The following is an 8,373-nucleotide window of genomic DNA, read 5'->3' as shown; positions in this document are numbered from 1 at the left end:
TCCGCCAGGCCAAGTACGCGCGGCGCTACCTGGCCGAAGCCGCCTACCGGTTCAACCGTCGCTTCCGCCTGCATGAGATGCTGCCGCGACTGGCCACCGCCATGCTGCGCTGCAAGCCTTGCCCCGAGCCGGTCTTGCGCGCTGCGAGCAATTTTCATGGCTGAGGGTCGGGGCTAATCAGGTTCTGCTTTGTACGGCGGCTCAGCTGCCGCGGCCGTACACGTCCTCGAAGCGGACAATGTCGTCCTCGCCCAGGTAGCTGCCGGACTGCACCTCGATCAGCTCCAGCGGCACCTTGCCCGGGTTCTCCAGGCGGTGCTTCACACCCAGCGGGATGTAGGTGCTCTGGTTCTCGGTCAGCAGCAGCACCTCGTCGCCGCGGGTGACCCGCGCGGTGCCGCGCACCACCACCCAGTGCTCGGCACGGTGGTGGTGCATCTGCAGGCTCAGCGAGGCGCCGGGCTTGACGGTGATGCGCTTGACCTGGAAGCGCTCGCCGGTGTCGATGGAGTCGTACGCGCCCCAGGGCCGGTACACCTTGCGGTGCAGGACCGCCTCGCCGCGGCCGTCGCGCTTGAGCCCGGCGACCACGTCCTTGACCTCCTGCACGCGGTCGCGGTGCGCCACCAGCAGGGCGTCGTCGGTGTCCACGACCACCACGTCCTCCAGGCCGATCAGCGCCACCAGGCGGCGGTCGGTCCAGGCGTAGGTGTTGCGGCAGCCCAGCGCCACCACGTCGCCGTGGTGGGCGTTGCCCTCGGCGTCGTGCTCGGCCACCTCCCACAGCGCCGACCAGCTGCCCACGTCGCTCCAGCCCACGTCCACCGGCAGCACCGAAGCCGCGCCGGTCTTCTCCATCACCGCGTAGTCGATCGAGTCCGACGGGCTGGCGGCGAAGGCCTCGCGCTCCAGGCGCACGAAGTCGGCGTCGCGGCTGGCGCCGGCGAAGGCGCGGCGGCAGGCGGCGAGGATGTCCGGGCGGAAGCGCTCCAGCTCTTCCAGGTAGCGCGAGGCGCGGAACAGGAACATGCCGCTGTTCCAGAAGTACTCGCCCGAGGCCACGTAGGCGCGCGCGGTCTCCGCGTCGGGCTTCTCGACGAAGCGCTCGACCGGGCGCACGCCGTCGCCCGGCGCGGCCTTGATGTAGCCGTAGCCGGTCTCCGGGCCGGTGGGCACGATGCCGAAGGTCACCAGCCGGCCCTGCCCGGCCGCCGCGGAGGCGGTGCGCACCGCGCGGTGGAAGCCCTCGCGATCGCGCACGGCGTGGTCGGAGGGCAGCACCAGCAGCAGCGGGTCGCCGCCGTCGGCGGTGGCCTGCAGCGCCGCCACCGCGATGGCCGGGGCGGTGTTGCGGCCGACCGGTTCGAGCAGGATCGCCGCCGGCCGTGCGCCGGCCTGGCGCAGCTGCTCCGCGACCATGAAGCGGTGTTCCTCGTTGGCCACCACCAGCGGCGCGGCGCCGGCCAGCTCGGCCACGCGCCGCCAGGTCTCCTGCAGCATGGACTCGTTGCCGACCAGCGGCAGGAACTGCTTGGGATAAGCCTCGCGCGACAGGGGCCACAGCCGCGTGCCGGAGCCGCCGGACAGCAGGACGGGAACCAGGGGAGAAGGCTGTGCCATGGACGCGATCCGGTGTGCAGGGCCTCGCCTGCGGGATGCGGCAAGTTTACCCTGTGCCACCACCGCCCATCCCGAACGCATCCCGTCCATGCACGATCCCGAACGCGCCCAGGCGCGCCTGTCCTGGACCCGCCAGGCGCTGTCCGATCCCGGGCTGGAGCTGCAGGTGGCCTCGGCCGACGCCAGCTTCCGCAGCTACTGGCGCCCCCGCAGCGGCGGCACCAGCTGGATCGTGATGGACGCCCCGCCCGGCCGCGAGGACATCCGCCCCTGGCTGGACATCGGCGCGCGCCTGGCCGCGGCCGGGCTGCACACCCCGGCGGTGCGCGCGGCCGATCCGGAGCTGGGCTTCGTGCTGATGGAGGACCTGGGTGAGCGCCTGTTCCTGCCCGAGCTGTCGGAGGCCACCGCCGACACGCTCTACGGCCAGGCCATGGACGCGCTGCTGGTGATGCAGGCGCAGGTGCCGGCGACCGGCCTGCCGCGCTTCGACGAGCCGTGGATGGTGATGGAACTGGAGCTGATGCCGGAGTGGTTCCTGCGGCGGCACCTGGGCCTGGAGCGGCCGTCCTGCGGCGACTGGGACGCGGTCGAGGACGCCTTCCGCGCCATCCTCGACGCCGCGCAGGCACAGCCGCAGCGCTTCATGCACCGCGACTTCCACTCGCGCAACCTGCTGGTGGTGGAGCAGCGCCCGCCGGGCATCATCGACTTCCAGGGCGCCATGCTCGGCCCGCTCACCTACGACCTGGTCTCGCTGCTGCGCGACTGCTACATCGCCTGGCCGGAGGAACGGGTCGCCGCCTGGCGCGAGACCTACCGCCAGCGCGCGGTGGCGCTGGGCCTGACCGACGCGGACGAAGCGCGCTTCGCCTGCTGGTTCGACCTGATCGGCCTGCAGCGCCACATCAAGGTGCTGGGCATCTTCTGCCGCCTGGCCTACCGCGACGGCAAGCCCGGCTACCTGCGCGACCTGCCGCTGGTGTGGCGCTACGTGCGCGAGGTCGGCAACCGCCACCAGGCGACCCGTCCGCTGGTGGCGCTGCTGGAGCGGGCCATCGGCGATGCCGACATCACCCGGCCGAGGGCCGCCTGATGCGCGCCCTGGTCTTCGCCGCCGGCCTGGGCGAGCGCATGCGTCCGCTCACCGACAGCACGCCCAAGCCGCTGCTGCAGGCCGGCGGCCGCCCGCTGATCGCCTGGCACCTGGAGAAGCTGGCCGCCATCGGCGTACGCGAGGTGGTGGTCAACACCTCGTGGCTGGCCGGGCGGTTCCCGCAGGTGCTGGGCGACGGTTCGCGCTGGGGCCTGCGCCTGCACTACACCTACGAGGGCCCCACCCCGCTGGAGACCGGCGGCGGCATGCTGCACGCCCTGCCCCTGCTGGCCGAGGGCGATGCGCCGTTCCTGGCGGTCAACGGCGACGTGTGGACCGACTACGACTTCGCCCGCCTGCCGCCGAACCCGCGTGGGCTGGCGCACCTGGTGCTGGTGGACAACCCGGAGCACCACCCGCAGGGGGACTTCGTCCTGGACGCGGACGGGCACGTGCATGCGGACGGGCCGCGCAAGCTGACCTTCGCCGGCATCGGCGTGTACCGCCCCGCCCTGCTGGCGCGCTGGCGGCAGACCGTGGATGGCGATCCGGGCCGGCCGCCGCGCTTCCGCCTGGCGCCGCTGCTGCGCCTGGCCATGGCCGAGGACGCGGTCACCGGCGAGCACCACGCCCGGCGCTGGACCGACGTGGGCACGCCGCAGCGCCTGGCCGAGCTGGAACGCAGCCTGGCGCGGCCGCAAGGCTGAGAGCGCCGCGGCCGCCGCGCGTGCCATCGGCCAACAGGAGGGGCGGCGCCTCAGCTGGCGCCCAGCAGCCCACGCAGGAAGGGCACGGTGACCCGGCGCTGCGCCGCCAGCGAAGCCTGGTCGATGCGGTCCAGCAGGGCCAGCAGCTGCACCAGGTCGCGCCCGGTGCGGGTCAGCAGCCAGTCGATGGCCGCCTCCTCCAGCACCAGCCCGCGGCGGCGGGCACGGTCGCGCAGCACCTCGCGGCGGGCATCGGCGTCCAGCGGCCGCAGCACGATGCGCGTGCACTGGCCCAGGCGCGAACGCAGGTCCGGCAGCACCAGCGGCAGCGCCAGCGGCGAGGCGCTGGCCAGGTAGACCACGCCACCGCCGGCGGCGCGGGCGCGATTGTGGAACTCGAAGAGCGCCACCTCGTCGGCGCGCGTGCCGGCCACCGCCTCCAGGCCGTCGAGCACGACCAGGTCGGCGGACAGCGCCTCCAGCGCCTCGCCCAGGCGGCCTGCGGCGGCGCGCAGCGGCAGGTAGGCGGCGCTGCGGCCGGCGCGGCCGGCCTCGGCGCAGGCGGCCAGGCCCAGGTGGGTCTTGCCGGAGCCGGAGGGGCCGTCCAGGTACAGCCAGTCGGCGCCGGGCTGCGTGGCCAGCGCACGCAGCTGCTCCAGCGCGCCGGGCGGCGCGCCGATGTAGGTGTCCAGGCGCTGTTCGGGCGGATGGCGCAGTGCCAGCGGAAGCTGGGGCGTGCCGCCGGCGACGGGGGAAGCGGTCACTGGCGTTCCTGCTCGGTGGGGGGCACCGGCGGCGCGGACGGCGTGGTGTCGAGCACGATCCGCACCTGCTCGCCGGTGTACAGGTCGCTCTGGCGGTAGCGCTCGTGGGCGAAGCGCAGCAGCACGTTGGCCACCGCCGCCACCGGCAGCGCCAGCAGCATGCCGAGGAAGCCGAACAGCTGGCCGCCGGCCATGATCGCGAAGATCACCGCCATCGGATGCAGGCCGATGCGGTCGCCGACGATGCGCGGGGTCAGCACGTAGCCTTCCAGCATCTGCCCGGCGACGAACACGCCGGCCACCATCAGCAGCAGGCCCAGGTCCAGGCCCTGCGCCTGCACCACCGCGGCCAGCAGACCCAGCACCACGCCGGTGGCCGTGCCCAGGTAGGGGATGAAGCTGATCAGGCCGGCGACCAGGCCGATCAGCATGCCCAGCTTCAGGCCCACCAGCGACAGGCCCGCGGCGTAGATCACGCCCAGCGCGATCATCACCAGGAACTGGCCGCGCAGGAACGCGCCCAGCACGTCGTTGGACTCGCGCGCCAGGCGCGCGACCGTGTCCACGTGGTCGCGCGGCACCAGCGAGGCCACCCGCTCTACCAGTAGGTCCCAGTCGCGCAGGAAGTAGAAGGTCAGGATCGGCAGCAGCACGATGTTGGCCACCCAGGCCACCATGGCGAAACCCGAGCGCGACAGGTAGCCGAACAGCGTCGCCGCCGCGCCGCCGGCCTGCTGCCAGTGCTCGCGCACCCAGGTGAACAGGCGCTCCGGGTCCAGCCACACCATCAGCTCCAGGCCGGTGCGCTGCTCGATCCAGGGCAGTGCGACCTGCACGAACCAGTCGCGGTAGGCCGGCAGCGAGCTGACCAGGGTGCGCACCTGCCGCTCCAGCAGCGGCACCAGCACCAGCAGCAGCAGGACCAGCAGCAGCAGCATCAGGATGAACACCAGCACCACCGCGGTGTTGCGCGAGCGGCCGCGGCGTTCCAGGCGGTCCACCAGCGGGTCGCCCAGCCAGCCCAGCAGTGCGGCCAGCACGAACGGGGTCAGGATCGGGGCCAGCGCCCACACCACCCAGCCCGCGGCCAGGATCACCGCGATCCACTTGAGCTGGCGCAGGAAGCGGGCGATCTCCAGTTCCGGTGTCAGGGCACTCATCGCAGGCGGTACTCCCCGGGCACGCCCTCCACCGGCTCCACCGGCGCGTCGGCGCCCAGCATGCGCTCCAGGCCCGGCAGGCCGGTGAGCAGCTCCAGGTCGAACTCCAGCCGCTCGGGCGTGGCCAGCACCGGGACGATCCGGCGCACCACCACCGCCTTCTGCAGCAGCGCCGACACCCGCAGGTAGTCCTCGGCGTCGCGCAGGCCGGTGAAGACCACCCGGTAGGTGCCGGCCGGGCCGGACGGCGGCACCTTGGCGTAGCGCGCCACCAGGGCGTCGGCGGCCACGTCGGCGCCGCTGGCCAGGGCGCGGCGCGGGTCGGCCTCGCTGACCGTGCGCTCGGCCAGCACCCGGCCGGCGTCGACGAAGGTCCATTCCGCAGTCCAGCCGGAACCGCCGCGGTACATCTTGCCGATCAGCTGCATCGGCGGGCTGTAGCGGGCCGAGGCCCGGGCCACCGCGGCCGGGTCCTTGCGCCAGATCGCGCCGACCGCGGCCTGCTCGGCCGCGCTGCCCGAGGGCAGGCCGAGGCGGAAGCCACGCTCCAGCGCGCGGTCCAGCAGCGGCCGGGCGGCGTTGACCTGGCCGGTGCCCAGCAGGCGTGGGCCGGCACCGGTGCCGTCGTCGATGGCCAGCCACACCACCGGCTTGGGCCGCGGCTGCGGCCACACCGGCAGGCCCAGGGCCGACACCAGCGCGTCCACCATCTCCGGCACGAAGCGCACCACCAGGGTGGTGCGGAAGGTCGGTGCGCCGCCCGGCGAGGTGCCCTGGTCCTGGCGGTAGTCGTAACCGTCCACGTAGCTGGCGGCGTTGCGCAGCTCCTGGGCCACGCCGGGACGGTTGAGCACGCCCTCGTCGCCGGACAGCTTGGCCAGCACCTGGGCCAGGGCGCGGGCGAAGCCGCCCTCGCGGGCCTGGTCGGTCTGGCTGCTGACCGGCACCTCCGCGTCGTAGACGCCCTGGGCGGCGGCCACGTCGCCCTCGGTGCGCAGGCCGGCCTGCGCCCATGCCGGCATGGCCAGGCACAGGGCCAGGAACAGGATCAGGCCGGAACAGGCGCGCATGGGGCTCCTTCGCGGGCACACGGGGCGGGACATGGCCGGAATTGTTGCGCGAATGCCACCGGCGCGCCAATCGCGGCGCCGGAGTCCCCGCGCCGCCTGCCGCGATCCCGGTCCGCGGCAGGCGGGGCTGCTAGAATTGCCGCCTCCGTTTCCAGCCGATGCAGGCCCCACCGTGAGCCAGAAACCGACGCCCGCCCCCCTCACCTACCGCGACGCGGGCGTGGACATCGATGCGGGCAACGAGGTCGTCGAGCGGATCAAGCCGCTGGTGCGGCGCAGCTTCCGCCCGGAGGTCATGGGCGGCCTGGGCGGCTTCGGCGCGCTGTTCGACCTGTCGGGCAAGTACCGCGAACCGGTGCTGGTCTCCGGCACCGACGGCGTGGGCACCAAGCTCAAGCTGGCCCAGCAGCTGAACCGCCACGACACCATCGGCATCGACCTGGTGGCCATGTGCGTCAACGACGTGCTGGTGCAGGGCGCCGAGCCGCTGTTCTTCCTGGACTACTTCGCCACCGGCAAGCTCGACGTGGAGACCACCGTCGCCGTGGTCGGCGGCATCGCCCGCGGCTGCGAGGAGGCCGGCTGCGCCCTGATCGGCGGCGAGACCGCCGAGATGCCGGACATGTACCCGCCGGGCGAGTACGACCTGGCCGGCTTCACCGTCGGCGCGGTGGAGAAGTCGCGGCTGCTGGACGGCTCGAAGGTGCGCGAGGGCGACGTGCTCATCGGCATCGCCTCCTCCGGCCCGCACTCCAACGGCTACTCGCTGATCCGCCGCATCTACGACCGCGCCGGCCGCCCGGCCGACCTGGACCTGGGCGGCGGCGTGCGCCTGGTGGACGCGCTGATGGCCCCCACCCGCCTGTACGTGAAGCCGGTGCTGGCGCTGCTGCGCGAGCATGGCGAGGCCATCCACGCCATGGCCCACATCACCGGCGGCGGCCTGACCGAGAACATCATCCGCGTGGTGCCCGAGGGCCTGGGCCTGGAGATCGAGGCCTCGGCCATCGTCCTGCCGCCGGTGTTCGAGTGGCTGCAACGCGAGGGCGCTGTGGCCGACGCCGAGATGTGGCGCACCTTCAACTGCGGGATCGGCTTCGTCCTGCTGGTGCCGCAGGCGGCCACCGCCGCCATCGGCGCCGGCCTGGACGCGCTGGGCCTGGCCCACCGCCCGATCGGCCAGGTGGTGCGTGCCGGCGCCGGCGAACGCGTCCGTATCGGCTGATCCCGTGCGCGGCCGTCGCCGCGCGCACGCCCGCCCCACGGATCCAAGCATGCCGCTTCCCCGCATCGCCGTCCTCGTCTCCGGCCGCGGCAGCAACCTGCAGGCCCTGCTGGACGCCATCGCCGACGGCCGCCTGCCGGCCCAGGTCGCGGGCGTGTTCTCCGACCGTCCGGACGCCCCGGCGCTGCAGCGGGTGCCGGCGGAGCTGCGCTGGAGCGCCGACGCCCGCGCCTTCCCGGACCGCGCCGCCTTCGACGCGGAGCTGGCCGGGGCGGTGGCCGCCTGCCGCCCGGACTGGATCTTCTGCGCCGGCTACATGCGCATCCTCGGCCCGGACTTCGTGCAACGCTTCGCCGGCCGCCTGCTCAACGTCCACCCCTCGCTGCTGCCGCTGTACAAGGGCCTGCGCGCCCATGCGCGGGCGCTGGCCGCCGGCGACGCCGAGCACGGGGCCAGCGTGCACTTCGTCAACACCGAGCTGGACGGCGGCGCGGTGGTGGCGCAGGCGCGCATCCCCATCCTGCCCGGCGACACCCCGGAGACCCTGGCCGAGCGCTTGCTGCCGCAGGAGCACCGGCTGGTCGTGGCGGTCATGCAGCTGGCGGGGGCCGGCCGCCTGGCTGAACGCGACGGCAAGGCCCGGGTGGATGGTCAGTGCCTGTTTAGACCCCTGCAACTAGGCTCCGATGGCGTCCTGTCGGCCGCCTCACGCGACTGACACCCGCTCCCGG

At 73.7% G+C, this 8,373-nt stretch carries 8 protein-coding genes and 1 pseudogene; 5 read left to right on the top strand and 4 right to left on the bottom strand.

Features of this window, described 5'->3' with window-relative positions:
* Positions 1-164: pseudogene (locus tag CR938_RS02640) on the top strand (IS1595 family transposase); the annotation flags it as partial.
* A gap of 37 nt (positions 165-201) precedes the next feature.
* Here the strand turns inward: CR938_RS02640 and CR938_RS02635 are convergent.
* Positions 202-1,620: a mannose-1-phosphate guanylyltransferase/mannose-6-phosphate isomerase gene (locus tag CR938_RS02635; protein WP_162123523.1), complete on the bottom strand. Its 1,419-nt coding sequence runs from the start codon at positions 1,618-1,620 to the stop codon at positions 202-204.
* Between the two features lie 88 nt (positions 1,621-1,708).
* Between CR938_RS02635 and CR938_RS02630 the strand changes: the two genes are divergently transcribed.
* Together CR938_RS02630 and murU are read left to right on the top strand one after the other, a co-directional pair.
* The gene (locus CR938_RS02630; protein WP_162123522.1) at positions 1,709-2,716 is read left to right on the top strand and encodes an aminoglycoside phosphotransferase family protein; all 1,008 of its coding nucleotides are present in this window, start codon (positions 1,709-1,711) and stop codon (positions 2,714-2,716) included.
* A complete protein-coding gene (gene murU, locus CR938_RS02625; RefSeq protein WP_162123521.1) occupies positions 2,716-3,423 on the top strand; it encodes an N-acetylmuramate alpha-1-phosphate uridylyltransferase MurU in 708 nt (235 codons plus the stop codon). Before CR938_RS02630 ends, murU begins: the two co-directional genes overlap by 1 nt.
* 50 nt (positions 3,424-3,473) lie before the next feature.
* On the opposite strand, the gene hda is transcribed toward murU, so the two are convergent.
* Genes hda through CR938_RS02610 form a run of 3 tightly spaced genes read right to left on the bottom strand, consistent with a single transcriptional unit; the run spans position 3,474 to position 6,417 of the window.
* Positions 3,474-4,187: a DnaA regulatory inactivator Hda gene (gene hda, locus CR938_RS02620; RefSeq protein WP_162123520.1), complete on the bottom strand. Its 714-nt coding sequence runs from the start codon at positions 4,185-4,187 to the stop codon at positions 3,474-3,476.
* Positions 4,184-5,347, bottom strand: a complete 1,164-nt coding sequence (locus tag CR938_RS02615) for an AI-2E family transporter (protein WP_162123519.1) — start codon at positions 5,345-5,347, stop codon at positions 4,184-4,186. Before CR938_RS02615 ends, hda begins: the two co-directional genes overlap by 4 nt.
* On the bottom strand, positions 5,344-6,417 hold the full coding sequence (locus CR938_RS02610) for a DUF2066 domain-containing protein (protein ID WP_162123518.1): 1,074 nt from the start codon (positions 6,415-6,417) through the stop codon (positions 5,344-5,346). The genes CR938_RS02615 and CR938_RS02610 overlap by 4 nt, the downstream gene beginning before the upstream one ends.
* A gap of 172 nt (positions 6,418-6,589) precedes the next feature.
* Between CR938_RS02610 and purM the strand changes: the two genes are divergently transcribed.
* Both purM and purN read left to right on the top strand, forming a co-directional pair.
* A complete protein-coding gene (gene purM / locus CR938_RS02605) occupies positions 6,590-7,642 on the top strand; it encodes a phosphoribosylformylglycinamidine cyclo-ligase (RefSeq protein ID WP_162123517.1) in 1,053 nt (350 codons plus the stop codon).
* A 49-nt stretch (positions 7,643-7,691) separates the two neighbouring features.
* Positions 7,692-8,360, top strand: coding sequence for a phosphoribosylglycinamide formyltransferase (gene purN / locus CR938_RS02600; protein ID WP_162123516.1), 669 nt, complete (start codon positions 7,692-7,694; stop codon positions 8,358-8,360).
* Positions 8,361-8,373: the final 13 nt, after the last annotated feature.

This window comes from Pseudoxanthomonas taiwanensis, from assembly GCF_010093135.1.
In the GTDB taxonomy this organism is placed as follows: Bacteria; Pseudomonadota; Gammaproteobacteria; order Xanthomonadales; family Xanthomonadaceae; genus Pseudoxanthomonas; species Pseudoxanthomonas taiwanensis.
Note: the sequence above shows the minus strand (reverse complement) of the source record. Positions and strands in the feature narration are given on the sequence as shown.